Origin of the sequence: Streptomyces mirabilis, assembly GCF_018310535.1 — a bacterium.
Classification (GTDB): Bacteria; Actinomycetota; Actinomycetes; order Streptomycetales; family Streptomycetaceae; genus Streptomyces.
This window is the reverse complement of sequence record NZ_CP074102.1, coordinates 6,811,796-6,832,547: the sequence shown is the minus strand read 5'-3', so window position 1 is coordinate 6,832,547 and position 20,752 is coordinate 6,811,796. Positions and strand designations below refer to the sequence as shown.

Genomic DNA, 20,752 nt, shown 5'->3' with positions numbered 1-20,752 from the left:
AGGCGACAGGGGTGGCCAATGGACAGGGTTCCGAGGGGGCTCGACACGTGTGAGCGAGGCCTTCCACGAGTTGACCGGGGCCCAACCGGAAGCCTTGGGGGGCGGCTCCGCCGCGAGGGCGTGCGGGGAATGGTTGTGCGGTCTCTGTGGGGACTCCGCCCGGAGGGCGGGGTGGCTACATCAGGGGGGTCAGGAAGCGGCGTAGGGCCTCTTCGTAGTTCGGGGCGGCGTTCCACATGGCGCCGTGGGAGGCGTTCGGGACCGTGTGCAGGGTGACCAGGTCCGGACGGCGCTCGGCGAGGCGGCGTGAGGGGCCCCAGGGGGCGATGGTGTCGTCCGGGCCGTGCACGATCAGGGTCGGGACCTTGAGCTGGCCGGGGTCGGCGGCCTCCCGGATCCGGTCGCCGTGCAGACCGGTGCGGCCCTGCGCGGCACGGACCGCGAGGGGCAGCAGGACGCTGGGCGTGTGGCGGGCCGAGGCGAGGGCGCGCAGCGTGGCTCCCCAGTCGAGGACGGGCGAGTCCAGGATCAGCCCGGAGATCCGCTCGCGCAGGGCGGAGTGCGCGGCGGTGCGCAGGGCCATGGTGGCGCCGATGGACCAGCCGTACAGGACGACCTGGTCGGCGCCGTAGCGCACGGCGTAGCGCACGGCGGCGTCCAGGTCGCGCCACTCGGTCTCGCCGAGGTGGCTGAGGCCGTCCGGGGAGCGGGGTGCGCCGAGGTCGCCGCGGTAGGCGAGGTCGAGCACGGGGAGCCGGTTGCGGTGCAGGAACTCCATCACGTTCATGGGGTGCTCGCGGGTGGTGCCGAGCCCGTGCACCGTGATCACCCAGGTGGTGCGGGTGCCGGGCACGAACCAGGCGGGCAGCGGGCCGAGCTCGCCGGGGACGTCCACGTCGGCGTGGTCGAGACCGAGGGCGCTGCCGGGGTTGCCGATGTACAGGTTGGGGGTGAGCCACGCCTTGTCACCGGTCTCCAGGGTGCCGTGGGTGACGCGTTCGAGGCGGCGTACGACCGTGTCGGCGGTGTGGGGTGGGGAGTCCAGGACGGGACCGACGACCGCGTGGGAGCCGTCGCCCGTGAGGCCGTACCTTCCCGGGCGCAGGGAGGCCAGGTCGCGGGTGAGCGTGATCCGGCCCGCGGCCGTGGAGTGCACGGTGAGCCGGGGCTCGGTGGGCAGTGGCCTGCCGGGCGGCGCCTTCAGTGCGGCGTCGCTGGCGAAGCGGCCCGCCGCCACGGAGGCTGCGCCCGCGGCCAGGGCTACGGAGACGGCCGCGGCCGTCGCTTTGACAGTACGCACGGGTTCAGTCTCCCGGCGCGGCCCCCGGTCGGCCAGCGGGAGCGGGCGGTGGGCTTCCGCCTTGGGGTGCGCGGGCTCGTTCCCCGGCACCGGGCGCGCACCGGCACCACCGGGTCGCCGCACCGCGCCGGATCAGCGGGGACCGGCCCCGCCGCCCTGCCCGTAGCGCCCCAGCCGCTCCCCCGCCTCGTCCACCTGTTCCGGCGAGAGCAGTGTCGGGGACAGGCCGGGCACGGACGACGCCAGGAGCCAGACGCGGGACATCCATTCCAGTTGGGCGGTGCGGTCGAACGCCTGGGACAGCGAGGCTCCGTAGGCGATGGTGCCGTGGTTCTGGAGGAGGCAGGCCGTGCGGCCGGTGAGGGCCTGGAGCATGTTCTCGGCCAACTCCGGGGTGCCGTAGGTCGCATAGGGGGCAACTCGGACCGGTCCGCCGAGGGCGCCCGCCATGTAGTGGATCAGGGGGAGCTCGGGGACGAGGGCCGAGACGGCCGTCGCGTGCGCGGCGTGGGTGTGGACGACGGCCCGCGCGTCGGTGGCGCGGTGGATGGCGAGGTGCATCGGCAGTTCGCTCGTCGGAACGAGCGAACCGAGGACCTGCCGGCCCTCGAGGTCCACACCGACGGCGTCTTCGGGCCTCAGCCGGTCGTAGGGCACTCCCGTCGGTGTGACCAGGACCGTGTCGCCGACCCGGACGGAGACGTTGCCCGACGTACCGACGACCAGACCGTCGGCCACCGTTCGGCGGGCCGTCGCGACGAGCTCGTCCCACGCGGCCGCCACCTCCCGCTCGCGCGCGCCCGGCGTGCTCTCCCCCACGTCCCGCACTTCCCGTGCGTCCCGCCGCTGCTCAGCCATGCGGCGATCCTGCCAGGCGGGAACGTCAACCCGCTGTCGACGAGGGCACTTTAGGGCGGAAGACAAGCGTCCGTAAGGCTACATACCGGAACATATCGCCCTCCTGGGGTGATTGGCTGGCGATCGACGGGCTTTCAACGATCTTCCAATAGCCTCTGGAGGATTTGTCACGCACGTCGCCATTCCGGGGGAAAACATGGCTCGTGACCACAAACCACTCCTTCGTCGTGCCCGCGTCCTCGCGGCGGCGGCCGCCGTGGCGGCACTCACCGCCGCGGGGACCGTCCTCGCCGGGGCCCCGGTCGCCGCGGCGGCCAAACCCAAGGGCCACGACGTCTCCTCGCACCAGAAGAACGTCGACTGGCAGAGCGCGAAGGCGAAGGGCGCCCGGTTCGTCTATGTGAAGGCGACCGAGTCCCACACGTACCGCAATCCGTACTTCGCCCGGCAGTACGACGGGGCGCGCGAGGCGGGGATCCTCCGCGGCGCCTACCACTTCGCGGTGCCGGACAAGTCGTCCGGCGCCGCTCAGGCCGCGTACTTCGTGCGCAACGGCGGCGCCTGGCGCGCGGACGGCTGGACGCTGCCGCCCGCGCTCGACATGGAGTACAACCCGTACGACAAGAAGCACAAGTGCTACGGCCTGAGCAAGGACAGGATCGTGAGCTGGATCCAGGCGTTCAGCGACGAACTCGAACGGGAGACCGGCCGCCGTCCGGTCATCTACACGACCACCCACTGGTGGAACACCTGCACCGGCGGCAGCGGCGCCTTCGCCGCGAACCACGCCCTGTGGCTCGCCCGCTACGACTCCGCGGACACGGGCGCGTTGCCGGCCGGCTGGTCGACGTGGACGTTCTGGCAGTACGACAACAGCGGCACGCTCCCGGGTGACCAGAATCTCTTCAACGGATCCATGACCCGGCTCAAGCAGTTCGCCACCGGCTAGAAGCCCTCGAACACCCCCCGTCGGAACCCGAGATTCCGCCCCCGTTCGAACATCTGGTAAGTCATCGGGCCGCCCCTCCCGCACACTGGTCATCACAAACGGAGGGGCGGTCCACCGTTTGAGACACCCCAGCGCCCGCCCCAGTTCACCTTCCGTTCACTCAGGTTGCCTACGGTCCACCTGCCACTGACGCCAAACAGAAGCCTGGGTAAATGGAACACATCACGCTCCTCCTCGGAATCGTGATCGTCACCGCTCTCGTGTTCGATTTCACGAACGGTTTCCACGACACTGCCAACGCGATGGCGACCACCATCTCGACCGGCGCTCTGAAGCCCAAGACGGCGGTGGCCATGTCCGCCGTGCTGAACCTCGTCGGCGCGTTCCTCTCCGTGGAGGTCGCCAAGACGATCTCCGGCGGGATCATCAACGAAGAGGGCATACGCGTCCAAGTGATCTTCGCGGCGCTCGTCGGCGCCATCCTCTGGAATCTGCTGACCTGGCTTCTGGGTCTGCCCTCCAGTTCCTCCCACGCACTGTTCGGCGGCCTGATCGGCGCCGCGGTCATGTCGGCCGGCTGGTCGTCGGTGAACGGCTCGACCGTCGTCACCAAGGTGCTGATCCCCGCGGTCGCCGCGCCCATCGTGGCCGGACTCGCCGCGATGCTGGCCACCCGGCTGACGTACCGGATCGGCAACCGCGCCGACGAGAAGGCGACCGCCAAGGGCTACCGCGCCGGCCAGATCGCCTCCGCCGGCCTGGTCTCCCTGGCGCACGGCACGAACGACGCCCAGAAGACGATGGGCATCATCACCCTCGCGCTGGTCACCGGCGGCGTCATCGCCCCGGGCTCGAACCCCCCGCTGTGGGTCATCGTCTCGGCCGGTACGGCCATCGCGCTCGGCACCTACCTGGGCGGCTGGCGCATCATCCGCACCATGGGCAAGGGCCTCACGGACCTCGCGCCGCCGCAGGGCTTCGCCGCCCAGACCAGCGCCGCGACGGCCATCCTGGCCTCCTCGCACATCGGCTTCTCCCTCTCCACCACCCAGGTCTGCTCCGGCGCCGTGATGGGCTCGGGCATCGGCCGCAAGGGCGGCGTGGTCCGCTGGTCGACCGCGACCCGGATGTTCGTCGCCTGGGGCCTGACCCTGCCGGCCGCCGGTCTGGCCGGGGCCTCCGCCGAGTTCCTGACCAAGCAGGGCACGTGGGGCATCGTCCTCACCGGTGCGCTGCTCGTCGCCGGCGCCGGCACCATCTGGAAGCTCTCCCGCCGCCAGCCGGTCACCGTCGACAACGTCAACGACGTCGACGCCGAGCCCGCGGGCGTCGTCACCGCCGCGATCGCCGCCGTCACCCCGCCGCCCGCGGGCCCCGTCACCGGCGACCTGTCCGGCGACCTGAAGACCACCATCCCGTCCCCGGACGCGGAGCCCACCCGCCCGGCCACGGTGTAAGGACAGAACAGCATGCACATCGACTGGGCAGCCCTCGGCTCCGTCTTCGGAGTCAGCCTCGTGACCACCGTCGGTCTCGTCGGCCTCTTCACCCTCGGCATCGTCGGCCTCTCCAAGCGCGAGTCCGCGTCCGCCCAGGGCGGCTCCGCGACCCTCGCGGTCACCGGCGCGTACGTCTGCTTCGCGGCGTGCGCCGCGGCGGTGGCGTACGGCATCTTCCTGATCGTCGGCAAGTAACCCAAAACGGGCACCACTTCGAGTGGGGTGCGGGACGGATCACCGTCCCGCACCCCACCTGTATGTGGGCCTTCGCACACTCTCCCCGCGCAGGTCAACAGCAAGTTGACGGGTCTTCCAACCCGTGGTGGACTGCCGGAGCCAAGTACGGCGACAGAAGAGGAAGCCGGTGTGAATCCGGCGCGGTCCCGCCACTGTGACCGGGGAAGGAACTCCCCGGGAGCCAGGAACTCTCCCCGCCGGTCTCGTCGAACCAGGGCGTGGACACCCTGAGTGAGGACATAACGCCATGCGCGGCTGCCCAAGTGCCCTGCGAGCGACGGTTCCACCCGACCTGACGGTCGGCTGACCGCGTGCGTGCCGATCGCGTCTTCGCGTACGGCGCCGCCGCCGGACTCCTCGGTGACCTGCTGCTCGGCGATCCCCGCCGGGGGCATCCGGTCGCCGCGTTCGGGCGGAGCGCGGGCGCCGTGGAGCGGGTGCTGTGGCGGGACCACCGCGGGTGGGGCGCGCTGCACACCGCCGTGTGTGTGGGCGGTGCCACCGGACTCGCCGCCGTCGCTTCCCGTGCCGTACGCCCCTCACGTGCCGCGTCGCTCGCGCTGACGGCCGCCGCCACCTGGGCCGCCGTCGGAGGCACCACGCTCGGGCGGGAGGCCCGGGCGATCGGTGACGCCCTCGCGGACGGGGAGATCGAGACGGCCCGGGAGCGGCTGCCGCATCTGTGCGGGCGCGATCCCCAGGCCCTCGGCGCCGACGGTATCGCGCGCGCCGTCGTCGAGTCCGTCGCCGAGAACACCTCCGACGCCGTGGTGGGCGCCCTGGTGTGGGGGGCCGTGGGCGGAGTCCCGGGGCTCGTGGGCTTTCGGGCCGTCAACACCCTTGACGCGATGGTCGGTCACAGGTCGCCCCGGTACCGGCGGTACGGGTGGGCCTCGGCTCGGCTCGACGACGTCGCCGGGTGGCCGGGGGCTCGTCTCACCGCCGTGCTCGCAGCCCTCGCGGGTGACAATCCACGAGGAGCCGTACGGGCCTGGCGCGCCGACGCCGTCAAGCATCCGAGCCCCAACGCCGGGCCCGTGGAGGCCTCGTTCGCGGGGGCGCTCGGGGTGCGTCTGGGCGGCACCCTCTCCTACGGCGGCCGCGTCGAGCACCGGCCCGAACTCAACGGCGCCGGGCGCGCCGTGCACGTCGACGACATCGAACGGGCCGTACGGCTGTCACGGCGTGTCGGCTGGCTCGCCCTCGGCTTGAGTGCCGGCGGGCGGCTGCTCGTACAGAGGCTTCTCAGGAAGGGGCGTACGTCATGAGCGGCGGGCTGCTCGTCGCCGGAACCACCTCCGACGCGGGCAAGAGCGTCGTGACCGCCGGGATCTGCCGGTGGCTGGTGCGGCAGGGCGTCAAGGTCGCGCCCTTCAAGGCACAGAACATGTCCCTGAACTCGTTCGTGACGCGCGAGGGCGCCGAGATCGGGCGCGCCCAGGCCATGCAGGCGCAGGCCGCCCGGGTGGAGCCGACCGCGCTCATGAACCCCGTGCTGCTCAAGCCGGGCAGCGACCGGAGCAGTCAGGTCGTCCTCATGGGCAGACCCGTGGGCGAGATGACCGCCCGTGGCTACCACGGCGGGCGGCAGGAAGCCCTCCTCACCACCGTGCTGGACTGCCTCGCCGAGTTGCGGGGCACGTATGACGCGGTGATCTGTGAGGGAGCCGGCAGTCCTGCCGAGATCAATCTGCGGCGGACCGACATCGTGAACATGGGGATCGCGCGCAATGCGCGGTTGCCCGTGCTCGTCGTCGGCGACATCGACCGCGGGGGTGTGTTCGCCTCGTTCTTCGGGACGGTCGCGCTGCTGTCGCGCGAGGACCAGGAGTTCGTCGCCGGGTTCCTCGTCAACAAGTTCAGGGGGGACGTCTCCCTGCTCGAGCCGGGGCTCGACATGCTCCACGGCCTCACCGGGCGGCGTACGTACGGCGTCCTGCCCTTCCGGCACGGCCTCGGCATCGACGAGGAGGACGGGCTGCGGGTGTCGCTGCGGGGAGCGGTCCGGGAGTCCCGAGTGACCTCCCCCGTGGGCGAGGACGTGCTGCGCGTCGCCGTCTGCGCGATCCCGCTGATGTCCAACTTCACGGACGTGGACGCGCTGGCCGCCGAGCCGGGTGTCGTCGTGCGGTTCGTGGACCGGACCGAGGAGCTGGCCGACGCCGACCTCGTCGTCGTCCCCGGGACCCGGGGGACGGTGAAGGCGCTGGAGTGGCTGCGCGAGCGCGGACTCGCGGACGCCATCCTGCGCAGAGCCGCCGAGGGGCGGCCCGTACTGGGCATCTGCGGCGGTTTCCAGGTCCTCGGCGAGCACATCGAGGACGAGGTCGAATCGCGCGCCGGTCACGTCGACGGACTCGGACTCCTGCCCGTCCGGGTGCGGTTCGCACGCGAGAAGACCCTGACCCGGCCCGTCGGGGAGGCCCTCGGCGAGCACGTCGAGGGCTACGAGATCCATCACGGCGTCGCCGATGTGACGGGCGGTGAACCGTTCTTGGACGGCTGCCGGGTCGGTGCCGTCTGGGGCACGCACTGGCACGGCTCGCTGGAGTCGGACGGCTTCCGGCGCGCCTTCCTGCGCGAGGTGGCGGCCGCCGCGGGCCGTCGTTTCGTGCCGGCCGCCGACACGTCGTTCGCGGCGCTGCGCGAGGAGCAGCTCGACCGGCTCGGCGATCTGATCGAGGAACACGCGGACACGGACGCGCTGTGGCGGCTCATCGAGTCGGGCGCGCCGCAAGGACTGCCTTTCATTCCACCGGGAGCGCCCGCATGAGCACAGTGTTGTTGTTGTCGACCGCCGACACCGATCTGCTGGCGGCGCGTGCCTCCGGCGCCCCGTACCGGATCGGCAACCCGACCCGGGTGGATGTCGAGGGCGAACTGCCGTCCCTCGTCGAGGGCGCGGACATCGCCGTCGTACGGCTCCTGGGCGGCAAGCGTGCCTGGGAGGAGGGCCTGCGGAAGCTGAAGGCCTCGGGCATCCCCACCGTGCTGCTCGGCGGGGAGTCCGTCCCCGACGCCGAACTGATGGCGGAGTCGTCGGTGCCCGCCGGTGTCGTCGCCGAGGCGCTGCGCTACCTGGTCGAGGGCGGCCCGGACAACCTCACCGAACTGGCCCGGTTCCTCTCCGACACCGTGCTGCTGACGGGCGAGGGCTTCGAGGAGCCGCGGAAGATGCCGGAGTACGGCGTCCACGGTGAGCGCACGTTCGTCGAGGGCCGCCCGACCGTCGGCGTGCTCTTCTACCGGGCCCACCAGCTGTCCGGCAACACCGCGTTCGTGGACACGCTGTGCGACGCGATCGAGGCGCGCGGCGCCAACGCGCTGGCCGTGTACTGCGGTTCGCTGCGCGGCGCGGACGCGGGCCTGTACGAGATCCTCGGCAAGGCGGACACACTGGTCGCCACCGTGCTCGCGGCGGGCGGCACGCACGCCTCGGAGGCGTCCGCGGGCGGCGACGAGGAGGCCTGGGACATCGGCGCGCTCGCCGACCTGAACGTCCCCGTGCTGCAAGGGCTCTGCCTGACCTCGTCCAGGAGTGCCTGGGCCGCGTCGGACGCCGCCCTCTCCCCCATGGACGCGGCGATGCAGGTCGCGATCCCCGAGTTCGACGGCCGTCTGATCACCGTCCCCTTCTCCTTCAAGGAGCAGGGTCCCGACGAGGTGCCGGTCTACGTCGCCGACCCCGAGCGGGCCGCGCGCGTCGCCGGAATCGCCGTACGGCACGCCCGGCTGAAGCACAAGCCGAACGCGGACAAGAAGCTCGCGCTCGTCTTCACCGCCTACCCGACCAAGCACTCCCGGGTCGGCAACGCGGTGGGCCTCGACACGCCCGCCTCGGCCGTACGGGTGCTCGACGCGCTGCGGGACGCCGGGTACGTCGTCGAAGGGCACCCCGACAACGGCGACGAGTTGATCCACCGGCTCATCAACGCCGGTGGCCACGACGTCGAATGGCTCACCGAGGAGCAACTCGCCGCCGCCCCCGCGCGTGTGCCGCTCGCCGACTACCGGGCGTGGTTCGACAAGCTCGACCCCGAGCTGCGCGACGGCATGCTGGAGACGTGGGGCGAGCCGCCGGGCAGCCTGTACGTGGACGGCGACGACATCGTCCTGGCATCCCTCCAGTTCGGGAACGTCGTCGTGATGATCCAGCCGCCGCGCGGCTTCGGCGAGAACCCGATCGCGATCTACCACGACCCGGACATGCCTCCGTCGCACCACTACATGGCCGCGTACCGCTGGCTCGAAAACAGCTTCGGCGCCGACGCCGTCGTGCACATGGGCAAGCACGGCACGATGGAGTGGCTGCCGGGCAAGGGCCTCGGGCTCAGCGGCGGCTGCGCGCCGGACGCCGTCCTCGGCGAACTCCCGCTCATCTATCCCTTCATCGTCAACGACCCCGGCGAGGGCACCCAGGCCAAGCGGCGCGGCCACGCCACGGTCGTCGACCACCTCGTACCGCCGATGGCCCGCGCGGACACCTACGGCGACCTCGCGAAGCTGGAGCAGCTCCTCGACGAGTACGCGCTGGTGTCCGACCTGGACCCGACGAAGGCCCCGGCGGTCCGCGCGCAGATCTGGACGCTGGTCAAGGCGGCGGAGCTGCACCACGACCTGCATGTCGACGAGCAGCCGGACGACGGCGACTTCGACGAGTTCGTGATGCACATCGACGGCTATCTGTGCGAGATCAAGGACGTGCAGATCCGCGACGGCCTGCACATCCTCGGCGGCGGTCCGGAGGCCGAACCGCGCGTCAACCTCGTGCTGGCCGTGCTGCGCGCCTCCCAGGTGTGGGGCGGCACCGCGAACGCGCTGCCGGGTCTGCGGGCCTGCCTCGCCGAGTACTTCGGGCTGGTCGAGAAGGAGCTGCTCGCCGAGCCGGGCGCGCCGGTGAAGGTGCCGGTGGAACTGACGGACCTCGTCGAGGGCCCGGCGCGGACCGGAGCCGACGCGATCGACCTGCTGGAGCAGCTGTGCCGCCGGATCGCGGAGGGCATGGAGGAGCGCGGCTGGGTGACGTCCGAGAGCACCGCTCTCGTGCGGGAGGTGCTGGGCGTCGAACTCCCCGACGCCGTCGCGGTGCTGGAGTTCGCCTGCCGTGAGGTCGTGCCGCGCCTGGCCCGGACGACGGACGAGATCACCCACATCCTGCGCGCCCTGGACGGCGGTTACGTCCCCGCGGGCCCGTCGGGCTCACCGACCCGTGGGCTGGTGAACGTCCTGCCGACCGGCCGCAACTTCTACTCGGTCGACCCCAAGGCGATCCCGTCCAGGCTGAGCTGGGAGGTCGGGCAGTCGCTCGCCGACTCCCTGGTGCAGCGGTATCTGCAGGACACGGGCGAGTACCCGAAGTCCGTCGGTCTGACGGTCTGGGGCACGTCCGCGATGCGCACCCAGGGCGACGACATCGCCGAGATCCTCGCGCTGCTCGGCTGCCGCCCGGTCTGGGACGACGCCTCGCGCCGCGTGACCGGTTTCGACGTGGTGACCCTGGAGGAGCTGGGCCGGCCGCGCATCGACGTCACGGTCCGCATCTCCGGCTTCTTCCGGGACGCGTTCCCGCACGTCGTGGGCCTGATCGACGACGCGGTGCGCGCGGTGGCCGAGCTCGACGAGCCCGGCGACCGCAACTACGTCCGCGCGCACGCCGACGAGGACACCGCCGAGCACGGCGACCGGCGCCGCGCCACCTCCCGTATCTTCGGCTCCAAGCCGGGCGCGTACGGCGCCGGTCTCCTCCCCCTGATCGACGCCCGCAACTGGCGCTCCGACGCCGACCTCGCCGAGGTGTACGCGGTGTGGGGCGGCTACGCCTACGGGCGCGGGCTCGACGGGCGCGCGGCGCGCGGGGACATGGAGATCGCGTTCCGGCGGATCGCCGTCGCGGCGAAGAACGTCGACACCCGCGAGCACGACCTCGTCGACGCCGACGACTACTTCCAGTACCACGGCGGCATGGTCGCGATGGTCCGGCACCTGACGGGCGCGAGCCCGGAGGCGTACGTCGGCGACTCGGCCGTACCGGACCAGGTGAAGACCCGCACGCTGGGCGAGGAGACCCACCGCGTCTTCCGCGCCCGGGTCGTCAACCCGCGCTGGATGGCCGCCATGCGACGGCACGGTTACAAGGGCGCCTTCGAGATGGCGGCGACCGTCGACTACCTCTTCGGGTACGACGCCACGGCCGGGGTCGTGGACGACTGGATGTACGAGAAGCTCAGCGCGGAGTACGTCTTCGACGCGGAGAACCGGGACTTCATGAAGAAGTCCAACCCGTGGGCGCTGCGCGGCATCACGGAACGTCTCCTCGAAGCCGCCGACCGGGGGCTGTGGGCCGAACCGGACGCGGACACGCTGGAGCGGCTGCGCGCCACCTATCTGGAGCTCGAAGGCGACTTGGAGGGCGACGACCAGTGAGTACCCCGTTCCCGTTCACGGCCGTGGTCGGCCAGGACGACCTGCGGCTCGCGCTGCTGCTGAACGCCGTGTCGCCCGCCGTGGGCGGTGTGCTCGTCCGCGGTGAGAAGGGCACGGCCAAGTCCACGGCCGTACGCGCCCTCTCGGCGCTCATGCCGGGAGTGGACGTCGTCGCCGGGTGCCGGTTCTCGTGCGACCCGGCCGGGCCCGACCCGGCGTGTCCCGACGGTCCGCACGAGCCGGGCGCGTTCGAGACCCGGCCGGCCCGCATGGTCGAGCTGCCCGTCGGCGCCTCCGAGGACCGGCTCGTGGGCGCGCTCGACATCGAGCGGGCGCTCGCGGAGGGCGTGAAGGCCTTCGAGCCGGGGCTGCTGGCCGACGCGCACCGCGGGATCCTGTACGTCGACGAGGTCAACCTCCTCCACGACCACCTGGTCGACCTGCTGCTGGACGCCGCAGCCATGGGCGCCTCGTACGTCGAGCGCGAGGGCGTCTCCGTACGACACGCGGCACGCTTCCTGCTCGTGGGGACCATGAACCCCGAAGAGGGCGAGCTGCGGCCGCAGTTGCTCGACCGGTTCGGGCTGACCGTCGAGGTGGCCGCCTCGCGGGAGCCCGACCAGCGGGTCGAGGTCGTGCGGCGCAGGCTCGCCTACGACGACGATCCGGCGGGCTTCGCGGAGCGCTGGTCCGACGAGGAGTCCGCCGTACGGGCCCGGATCGTGGCGGCGCGGGAGCTGTTGCCGTCCGTGCGGCTCGGGGACCCGGCGCTGCGGCAGATCGCGGCGACCTGCGCGGCCTTCGAGGTGGACGGCATGCGGGCCGACATCGTCATGGCACGGACGGCGACCGCGCTCGCCGCGTGGGCGGGACGGACCGAAGTGCTGGCGGAGGACGTGCGTCAGGCCGCGCTGCTGGCGCTGCCGCACCGGCGGCGGCGCAACCCCTTCGACGCGCCGGGGCTCGACGAGGACAAGCTCGACGAGACGCTGGAGGAGTTCGGGGGATCGGACGAGGGTTCTTCCGGCGAAGGTTCTTCCGACGACGATCCGGACCCGGACCCGGACGGGCCCGGCGGCGGTGGGCAGCCGCCTCAGGACGGGCCCGACGGCGACTCCCCCGCCGGTGACGTCCCGGCGCGGGGCGAGCCCTCGGACGACGGGCAGGCGCCGGCCGCGCAGGGCGCCGGCGAGCAGTCCCCCGTACGGGCCGCCGAACCCTTTCGCACGAAGGTGCTGAGCGTGCCGGGGCTCGGCGAGGGCGCGGCCGGGCGGCGTTCGCGGGCGCGGACCGAGCACGGGCGGACCACCGGGTCGCGGCGGCCGCAAGGGGCGCTCACCAAACTGCACCTGGCGGCGACCGTGCAGGCGGCGGCACCCCATCAGCGGGCGCGGGGGCGGTCGGGACGCGGTCTCGTCGTACGACGGGACGATCTGCGCCAGGCCACCCGGGAGGGGCGTGAGGGCAACCTCGTGCTGTTCGTGGTGGACGCCTCCGGGTCGATGGCGGCGCGGCAGCGGATGAGTGCCGTCAAGGGCGCGGTGCTGTCGCTGCTGCTCGACGCGTACCAGCGGCGGGACAAGGTGGGGCTCGTGACCTTCCGGGGGTCCTCGGCCGACGTGGCGCTGCCGCCCACCTCGTCCGTGGACGCGGCCGCCGCCCGCCTCGAGTCGCTGCCCACGGGCGGGCGGACGCCGCTCGCGGCGGGGTTGCTGCGCGCGCACGACGTGCTGCGGGTCGAGCGGCTGCGGGATGCCGCCCGGCGGCCGCTGGTCGTCGTGGTGACCGACGGGCGGGCCACCGGCGGCCTTGAGCCCGTCGCGCTCGCCGAACGTGCGGCGCGGCTGTTCGCGGCCGACGGGGTCGCCTCCGTGGTCGTCGACTGCGAGGCGGGGCCCGTGCGGCTCGGACTCGCGGGGCGGCTCGCGGGTGAACTGGGCGGCACGGCGGTGACGTTGGACGAGTTGCGGGCCGACGCGATCGCCGGGCTCGTGCGCGATGTGCAGGGGACTTCGAGGAGGGCCGCGTAATGCCGCAGGGGCAGCCGAGTGTCGTACCGGAGGACGGACTGACGACGCGTCAGCGCCGCAACCGGCCGCTGGTCGTGGTGCACACGGGGATCGGGAAGGGCAAGTCCACCGCCGCCTTCGGGCTGGCGCTGCGCGCCTGGAACCAGGGGTGGCCCATCGGGGTGTTCCAGTTCGTCAAGTCGGCGAAGTGGAAGGTCGGGGAGGAGAACGCGCTGCGCGTGCTCGGCGCCTCCGGCGAGGGCGGGTCCGTCGACTGGCACAAGATGGGCGAAGGGTGGTCGTGGGTGCAGCGCGACTCCCAGATGGACAACGAGGAGAAGGCCCGCGAGGGCTGGGAGCAGGTCAAGCGGGACCTCGCCGCCGAGACGTACAAGCTGTATGTGCTGGACGAGTTCGCCTACCCCATGCACTGGGGATGGGTGGACGTCGACGAGGTCGTCGCCGTGCTGCGGGACCGGCCCGGGACCCAGCATGTCGTGATCACCGGGCGCAACGCTCCCGAGAAGCTCGTCGAGTTCGCGGATCTCGTGACGGACATGTCCAAGGTCAAGCATCCGATGGACGCCGGCCAGAAGGGCCAGAGGGGCATCGAGTGGTGATTTCCGTCCCTCGGCTGGTCATCGCCGCGCCCTCGTCCGGGAGCGGCAAGACCACCGTTGCCACGGGGCTGATGGCGGCCTTCGCCTCACGGGGGCTCGCCGTGTCCCCGCACAAGGTGGGGCCCGACTACATCGACCCCGGGTACCACGCGCTCGCCACCGGGCGCGTGGGGCGGAATCTCGACGCGTATCTGTGCGGTACGGAGCTGATCGCGCCGTTGTTCGCGCACGGCGCGCGCGGGTGCGATCTCGCGATCGTCGAAGGTGTGATGGGGCTGTACGACGGGGCCGCCGGGGAGGGTGAGCTCGCGTCCACGGCGCAGGTGGCGAAGGTGCTGCGGGCGCCGGTGGTGCTGGTCGTCGACGCGTCGTCGCAGTCCCGGTCCGTGGCCGCGCTGGTGCACGGGTTCGCTTCCTGGGATCCCGAGGTGCGGGTCGCGGGGGTGATCCTCAACAAGGTGGGGTCCGAGCGGCACGAGTCGATGCTGCGGGAGGCTCTCGACGCGTCCGGGGTGCCGGTGCTCGGCGCCCTGCGGCGCGCTCCGCAGGTGGACACACCTTCCCGGCATCTGGGGTTGGTGCCGGTTGCCGAGCGGCGCGCGGATGCCTTGGATGCCGTGGCGGCGATGGCCGAGCAGGTGCGGCGCGGGTGTGATCTGGATGCGTTGTTCGCGTTGGCGCGTGGCGCGGGTGAGTTGGCGGGTGCGGCTTGGGATGCGGCTGACGTCGTTGCTGCTCGAACGCCGGACGGGCTGAAGGACCGGGCTCCGGCCGGGGCGAAGAGGGTGGCCGTTGCCGGAGGGGCCGCCTTCACCTTCTCCTATGCCGAGCATGCCGAGTTGCTGACCGCCGCGGGAGCCGAAGTCGTCACCTTCGACCCTCTGCGGGACGAACAACTGCCGGACGGTACCGGCGGGTTGGTCATCGGTGGAGGGTTTCCCGAGGTGTACGCGCCCGAGCTGTCCGCCAACGAGCCGTTGCGCAAGGCCGTGGCCGAGCTGGCGTTCGGCGGGGCGCCGGTCGCCGCCGAGTGTGCCGGGCTGCTGTATCTCTCTCGCGAGCTCGACGGGCAGCCCATGTGCGGGGTGCTCGACGTCTCGGCCGGGATGAGTGAGCGGCTCACCCTGGGCTATCGGGACGCCGTGGCCGTGAGTGACAGCGTGCTCGCCGTCGCCGGGACGCGGATGCGGGGGCACGAGTTCCACCGGACCCTCGTCGAGCCGGGCGCCGGGGCGGCTCCCGCCTGGGGGGTGCGCGCCCCTCAGCGGCGCGTCGAAGGTTTCGTACAACAAGGTGTGCACGCGAGTTATGTGCACACGCACTGGGCGTCACAGCCCGGTGTCGCCCGTCGGTTCGTGGAGAGGTGCCGGACGTCATGAGCAGCAAGCTGATCGGAATCGGGGTCGGCCCCGGTGACCCGGAGCTGGTGACCGTCAAGGGCGTCAACGCGCTGCGTGCCGCCGAGGTCGTGGTCGTGCCGGTGATGGCCGCGCCTGATGGAAAGGACGGAGGAGAGCGGGGGCGCGCGGAGGCCACTGTCCTGCACTACGTGCCCGAGGAGAAGGTCGTCCGCGTCGTGTTCGCGCTCAACGAGCGGACCGACCGGGGGCGGCGCGAGGCCGCCTGGGACGCCGCCGGCGCGCGGGTCGCGGAGCTGCTCCGGCGGCACGCGTCCGTCGCCTTCGCGACCATCGGCGATCCGAACGTGTACTCGACCTTCACCTATCTCGCGCAGACCATCGAGGAACTGGTGCCCGGCACGGTCGTCGAGACCGTGCCCGGTATCACCGCCATGCAGGATCTGGCGGCACGCTCCGGGGCCGTGCTCACGGAAGGGACCGAGCCGCTCACCCTCGTGCCGGTGACCGCCGGGGCCGCCGTGCTCAAGGACGCCCTCAACGGGCCCGGGACCGTCGTCGCGTACAAGTTCGGGCGGCAGGCGCACGAGGTCGCCGAGGCGCTGCGGGTGACGGGGCGGCTCGACGACGCCGTGTGGGGGTCCGCGCTCGGGCTGGAGGGCGAGTCCATCCGGCCCGCCGCCGACCTCGACGGCGACCCGCTGCCGTACCTCTCCACCCTCATCGCACCCGCCCGGCGGGACGGCAAGCGCGGCGGGAAACTGTGATCCCCGGAAAGTCACCCGCTTCCGGCGAGACCCACCACCAGCCAGATGAACCCCGCTCCCGCGATCGTGCACAGCAGGGTCGAGCGGGCCGGGTGCTCGTGGTGCGCCTCGGGGAGGATCTCGGCGGCGGCCAGGTACAGGAGTACGCCGCCGAAGAGGCCGAGATAGCCGCCGAGCGCTCGCTCCGGGATGGTGAAGAACAGGGTCGAGGCGGCGCCGATCACCGGGGCCACCGCGTCCGCGAACAGCATCGTGATCGCCTTGCGGCGCGCGTTCCCGTACAGGCTCGTGATCGTGTACGTGTTGAAGCCGTCCGCGAAGTCATGGGCGATCACCGCGAGCGCGACCGCCAGGCCCATGCCGCCGCCGACCTGGAAGGCGGCGCCGATCGCGACGCCGTCCATGGCGCTGTGCCCGACCATCGCCGCGGCGGCCGTCAGGCCCACCTCGGGCGCGCGTCCGTCGTGCTCCTCGCCGCCGTGCGCGGCCTGCCGGGCGGCCAGCAGACGTTCCACCAAATGGGCCAACAGGAACCCGGCGACGAACAGCAGCAGGGCGGCCGGTACGCCGAACACCTCCTCGCCCGCCGCGTTCAGCGCCTCCGGGAGCAGATCCAGGCCGACCACGCCGAGCATCAGCCCGCCCGCCAGGCCCAGCACCAGGTGGCGGCGGTCGGTGACCCGCTGTGCCGTCCAGCCGCCGGCCAGCGTCATCAGGAACGCGCCGAGCGCGACGAAGACCGCCATGAGCCCTTCGTATCCGATCGCACCCCGTTCGCGCACATCCGGCGACAACCTCGTGCCCACCGACGCGCCCACTGACTTCTCGCAACACCCGATACATCCGTAGGAGAGGACCGATTCCCATGGCCGATGCCCCCACCGGCAAGGTGACCATCGTCGGGGCAGGGCCCGGCGCCGCCGACCTGCTGACGTTCCGCGCCGCGCGCGCCATCGCCGAGGCCGACGTCGTGATCTGGGCGGCCAGCCTGGTGCAGGCCGAGGTCCTCGAGCACGCGCGCGAGGGGACGGAGATCCTGGACTCGGCGACGATGTCCCTGGAGGACGTCGTGGCCGTGTACGAGCGGGCGGCGGCGGCGGGGCTGAAGGTGGCCCGCATCCACTCCGGCGACCCGGCCCTGTGGGGCGGCACGCAGGAGCAGCTGGACCGGTGTGCGGACCTCGGCGTCGAGACCGAGATCATTCCCGGCGTCTCCTCCTTCTCCGCCGTGGCCGCGCTCGCCCAGCGCGAGCTGACGATCCCCGAGGTCGCGCAGTCCGTGATCCTCACCCGGCTCGGCGGCGGCAAGACGCCCATGCCGCCCGGCGAGGAGGTGCGGGAGTTCGCACGGCACGGCACGACCATGGCGCTGTTCCTGTCGGCCGCCCGCAGCGGACAGCTCGTACGGGAGCTGCTGGAGGGCGGCTATCCGACGTCCACGCCGGTCGTGGTCGCCTACCAGGCGACCTGGCCGGAGGAACTGATCGTGAAGTGCACGATCGAGACGCTGGAGGAGACCGTCAAGGAGCACAAGCTCTGGAAGCACACCCTCTTCCTGGTCGGCCCCGCCCTCGACGCGACCGGCACCCGCTCGCACCTCTACCATCCCGGTCACTTCCACGGCTTCCGCAGGGCCGATCCGCAGGCGCGCGCGGAGCTGCGCGCGGCCCGCAAGGGCAGTCCGTCGTGATCACCGTCTTCGGTACGGGGACGGGGGCACCGCTTCCCACGGACGCCTCGGACGCGCTGGCCGACGCCGGGCTCGTCGTGGGCGCCCGACGGCACCTTGCGGCGGCGCGGCTGCCCGACGCGGTGGAGCGGATCGTCCTGGGGCCGCTCGCGCCCGCTCTCGACGCGATCGAGGGATGCCTGGAAAAGGAGCGGCGCGTCGTCGTGCTCGCCTCCGGTGACCCCGGGTTCTTCGGCATCGTGCGGGCGCTGGCCGAGCGGTTCGGGGCCGAGCGGCTCGACGTGCGCCCCGGTGTCTCGTCCGTCGCGACCGCCTTCGCGCGGCTCGGGCTGCCCTGGGACGACGCGGTGGTGGTGAGCGCCCACGGGCGCGCGCTGCGCACGGCCGTCCAGGTCTGCCGCTCCCACCCGAAGGTGGCGGTGCTGACCGGGCCCGGCTCCGGGCCCGCCGAGCTGGGCGCCGCCCTCGCCCACCGCTCCGCCGGGCGCGTCCTCGTCGTGGCGAGCGCCCTCGGGGACCCCGGGCACGAGCGCGTGGAGCGGGTCACCCCGGCTCAGGCCGCGGCCCGCGACTGGGGTACGGCCGTGAGTGTCGTCCTGTGCCTCGACGAGTCGCGGGTCCTCGCCCCCGTGCGGACGGTCGCCGGTCCCCCGGCCGGACCCGACCGGTGGGCCCTGGACGAGCGCGAGTTCGCCCACCGCGACTCGATGATCAGCAAGTTCGAGGTGCGGGCGCTGGCACTGGCCCGGCTCGGGCCGCGCCTCGGCGAGCTGGTCTGGGACGTCGGCGCGGGCTCCGGGTCCGTCGCCGTCGAGTGCGCGCGGTTCGGGGCCGCCGTCACCGCGATCGAGAAGACACGGGACGGCTGTGACCGGATCCTCGCCAACGCCGAGGCGCACGGCGTCGACGTCCGGGTGGTGCACGGGGCCGCGCCGACCGTGCTGTCCGACCTGGACGATCCGGACGCCGTGTTCATCGGCGGCGGGGGGCGCGAGCTGCCCGCCATCGTGACCGTCTGCGCACGGCGGGCCCGGCGGGCCGTTGTCGTCGCCATGGCCGCGCTCGACCGGGTGCCGGCGGCCCGGGAGGCGCTCACCGCCGCCGGGTTCGACTGCGACGGCGTACTGCTGCAGTCCTCCCGGCTCGCGCCGCTGCCCGGGAACGTCACCCGGCTCGCGGCCACCAACCCGGTTTTTCTGCTGTGGGGCGTCCGGCCTCCGGCGCGTACCGAAGGAGTCCTCCAGTGATCGGCCTGATTTCCGCCACGGCGGCGGGCGCGGCGGCCCGTGACCGGCTGGCCGCGGCCTGGCCCACCCGTACGCGGGTGTACGACTGGTCCGCCGGATCCGCTGGGTCCGCCGGGGCCGCGTCCGCCGAGTCCGTCGGGGACGCCGTGCGGCGGGCCTTCGCGGAGTGCGACCAGTTGGTGTGCTTCCTCGCCACGGGCGCGGTGGTGCGGCTGATCGCGCCGCTGCTGGGCGACAAGACGTCCGACCCGGGGGTCGTGTGCGTGGACGAGGGCGGGCGGTTCGCCGTTTCGCTCGTCGGCGGTCATGGCGGTGGCGCCAATGAACTAGCCCGCGAGGTGGGCGAGTTGCTCGGGGCCGAGCCGGTGGTGACGACGGCGACGGACGCGGTCGGAGTGCCGGGACTCGACACGCTCGGCTTCCCCGTGGAGGGGGAGGTCGCCGCGGTCACCCGGGCGCTGCTGGACGGCGAACCCGTCGCCCTGCGGGCCGAGTTGGCGTGGCCGCTACCGCCCCTGCCGATCGCGGCGGAGGGCGCGTACGGCATTCGTGTCACCGACCGGGCCGTGGCGCCCGGCGAGCGCGAAGTGCTGCTGCGGCCACCCTCTCTGGTGGTGGGGGTCGGCGCGTCCAAGGGCGCCCCGGTGGCGGAGGTCCTCGGTCTCGTCGAGGACGTGCTCCGTGACGCCGGGCTGTCCCCGAGGTCCGTCGCGGAGCTGGCCACCGTAGACGCCAAGGCCGAGGAGCCCGGCATCGTCGAGGCCGCCGGACGGCTCGGGGTGCCCGTGGTGACGTACACCGCCGAGGAGTTGGCGACGGTGGACGTGCCGAACCCCTCGGACGCGCCGCTCACCGCCGTCGGCACCCCGTCCGTGGCGGAGGCCGCCGCCCTCGTACGCGGCGGTGAACTCCTCGTACCCAAGCGGAAGTCGACGCGTGCGGACGGGCAGCCCGCGATGGCCACCTGTGCCGTCGTGCGCCGCGTGGCACGCGGGCGGCTCGCGGTCGTCGGGCTCGGTCCCGGCGCCCGTGACCTGCTCACCCCGCGGGCGAAGGAGGAACTGCGGCGGGCGTCCGTGCTCGTCGGGCTCGACCAGTACGTCGACCAGATCCGCGATCTGCTGCGCCCCGGCACCCGGATCCTGGAGTCCGGGCTCGGAGCCGAGGAGGAGCGGGCGCGCACGGCGGTGGCCGAGGCGCGGCGCGGGCATGCCGTCGCGCTGATCGGCAGCGGAGACGCGGGCGTGTACGCGATGGCGTCACCGGCGCTGGCCGAGGCGTCCGACGACATCGACGTGGTCGGGGTGCCGGGCGTGACCGCCGCGCTCGCCGCCGGGGCGATCCTGGGCGCGCCGCTGGGCCACGACCACGTGTCGATCAGCCTCTCCGACCTGCACACACCGTGGGAGGTCATCGAGCGCCGGGTGCGGGCGGCGGCCGAGGCGGACATCGTGGTGACGTTCTACAACCCGCGCAGCCGGGGCCGCGACTGGCAGCTCCCGAAGGCGCTCGCGATCCTCGCCGAGCACCGGGAACCGACGACGCCGGTCGGGGTCGTCCGCAACGCCTCCCGGCCGGACGAATCGAGCCGGGTGACGTCGCTGGGGTCCCTGGATCCGGCGATCGTCGACATGATGACCGTCGTGACCGTGGGCAACACGGCGACGCGGGAGATCGCCGGGCGCATGGTGACACCGCGCGGCTACCGCTGGCAGGAGGAGCCCAATTGAACCCTCCTCCTCGCGAACGAGGAGGATTCCTGGCTCACGCTGCTCGGTCGCTCGGCGAACGATCG

Annotated in this window: 16 protein-coding genes and 1 riboswitch; of the genes, 13 read left to right on the top strand and 3 right to left on the bottom strand. The window is 72.7% G+C overall.

Translation table 11 applies throughout. The features are described from left to right. Window positions 1-175: 175 nt before the first annotated feature. Both SMIR_RS30105 and SMIR_RS30100 read right to left on the bottom strand, forming a co-directional pair. A complete protein-coding gene (locus tag SMIR_RS30105; RefSeq protein ID WP_168490365.1) occupies window positions 176-1,300 on the bottom strand; it encodes an alpha/beta hydrolase family protein in 1,125 nt (374 codons plus the stop codon). A gap of 132 nt (window positions 1,301-1,432) precedes the next feature. Beyond that, on the bottom strand, window positions 1,433-2,158 hold the full coding sequence (locus SMIR_RS30100) for a class II aldolase/adducin family protein (RefSeq protein WP_168490366.1): 726 nt from the start codon (window positions 2,156-2,158) through the stop codon (window positions 1,433-1,435). Window positions 2,159-2,354: 196 nt separating this feature from the next. Between SMIR_RS30100 and SMIR_RS30095 the strand changes: the two genes are divergently transcribed. The 10 genes from SMIR_RS30095 to cobI all read left to right on the top strand — a co-directional run bounded on the left by SMIR_RS30095 (window position 2,355) and on the right by cobI (window position 16,020). Further along, window positions 2,355-3,107, top strand: coding sequence for a lysozyme (locus tag SMIR_RS30095; protein WP_168490367.1), 753 nt, complete (start codon window positions 2,355-2,357; stop codon window positions 3,105-3,107). 212 nt (window positions 3,108-3,319) lie between these two features. Further along, window positions 3,320-4,564 carry an inorganic phosphate transporter gene (locus tag SMIR_RS30090; protein WP_101405904.1) on the top strand — a complete coding sequence of 415 codons (1,245 nt, stop codon included), beginning with the start codon at window positions 3,320-3,322 and terminating at the stop codon, window positions 4,562-4,564. Window positions 4,565-4,576: 12 nt separating this feature from the next. Further along, window positions 4,577-4,801, top strand: a complete 225-nt coding sequence (locus SMIR_RS30085) for a hypothetical protein (protein ID WP_054232266.1) — start codon at window positions 4,577-4,579, stop codon at window positions 4,799-4,801. 111 nt (window positions 4,802-4,912) lie between these two features. Then, a riboswitch (cobalamin riboswitch) is annotated at window positions 4,913-5,053 on the top strand. 101 nt (window positions 5,054-5,154) lie between these two features. After that, the gene (locus SMIR_RS30080; RefSeq protein WP_168490368.1) at window positions 5,155-6,111 is read left to right on the top strand and encodes a cobalamin biosynthesis protein; all 957 of its coding nucleotides are present in this window, start codon (window positions 5,155-5,157) and stop codon (window positions 6,109-6,111) included. Next, a complete protein-coding gene (locus SMIR_RS30075; protein WP_168490369.1) occupies window positions 6,108-7,616 on the top strand; it encodes a cobyric acid synthase in 1,509 nt (502 codons plus the stop codon). Before SMIR_RS30080 ends, SMIR_RS30075 begins: the two co-directional genes overlap by 4 nt. Beyond that, complete coding sequence (gene cobN, locus SMIR_RS30070; RefSeq protein ID WP_168490370.1) at window positions 7,613-11,266, top strand: cobaltochelatase subunit CobN; 3,654 nt, start codon at window positions 7,613-7,615, stop codon at window positions 11,264-11,266. Before SMIR_RS30075 ends, cobN begins: the two co-directional genes overlap by 4 nt. Further along, entirely contained in the window at window positions 11,263-13,296 is a 2,034-nt protein-coding gene (locus tag SMIR_RS30065; RefSeq protein ID WP_168490371.1) for a putative cobaltochelatase, read from the top strand. Before cobN ends, SMIR_RS30065 begins: the two co-directional genes overlap by 4 nt. Next, the gene (gene cobO, locus SMIR_RS30060; RefSeq protein ID WP_054232271.1) at window positions 13,296-13,895 is read left to right on the top strand and encodes a cob(I)yrinic acid a,c-diamide adenosyltransferase; all 600 of its coding nucleotides are present in this window, start codon (window positions 13,296-13,298) and stop codon (window positions 13,893-13,895) included. Before SMIR_RS30065 ends, cobO begins: the two co-directional genes overlap by 1 nt. After that, entirely contained in the window at window positions 13,889-15,274 is a 1,386-nt protein-coding gene (locus SMIR_RS30055; RefSeq protein WP_168490372.1) for a cobyrinic acid a,c-diamide synthase CobB, read from the top strand. The genes cobO and SMIR_RS30055 overlap by 7 nt, the downstream gene beginning before the upstream one ends. Beyond that, window positions 15,271-16,020, top strand: coding sequence for a precorrin-2 C(20)-methyltransferase (cobI, locus tag SMIR_RS30050; protein ID WP_168490373.1), 750 nt, complete (start codon window positions 15,271-15,273; stop codon window positions 16,018-16,020). Before SMIR_RS30055 ends, cobI begins: the two co-directional genes overlap by 4 nt. Window positions 16,021-16,031: 11 nt before the next feature. Here cobI and SMIR_RS30045 read toward each other — a convergent pair whose 3' ends face one another. After that, window positions 16,032-16,766, bottom strand: a complete 735-nt coding sequence (locus SMIR_RS30045; protein WP_168490374.1) for a ZIP family metal transporter — start codon at window positions 16,764-16,766, stop codon at window positions 16,032-16,034. A gap of 119 nt (window positions 16,767-16,885) precedes the next feature. On the opposite strand from SMIR_RS30045, the gene cobM reads away from it, so the two are divergent. Genes cobM through cobJ form a run of 3 tightly spaced genes read left to right on the top strand, consistent with a single transcriptional unit; the run spans window position 16,886 to window position 20,687 of the window. Then, a complete protein-coding gene (gene cobM, locus SMIR_RS30040) occupies window positions 16,886-17,710 on the top strand; it encodes a precorrin-4 C(11)-methyltransferase (protein WP_168490375.1) in 825 nt (274 codons plus the stop codon). Then, complete coding sequence (gene cbiE, locus SMIR_RS30035) at window positions 17,707-18,957, top strand: precorrin-6y C5,15-methyltransferase (decarboxylating) subunit CbiE (RefSeq protein WP_212727610.1); 1,251 nt, start codon at window positions 17,707-17,709, stop codon at window positions 18,955-18,957. Before cobM ends, cbiE begins: the two co-directional genes overlap by 4 nt. Continuing rightward, the gene (cobJ, locus tag SMIR_RS30030) at window positions 18,954-20,687 is read left to right on the top strand and encodes a precorrin-3B C(17)-methyltransferase (RefSeq protein WP_168490376.1); all 1,734 of its coding nucleotides are present in this window, start codon (window positions 18,954-18,956) and stop codon (window positions 20,685-20,687) included. The genes cbiE and cobJ overlap by 4 nt, the downstream gene beginning before the upstream one ends. The last annotated feature ends 65 nt before the right edge of the window (window positions 20,688-20,752 follow it).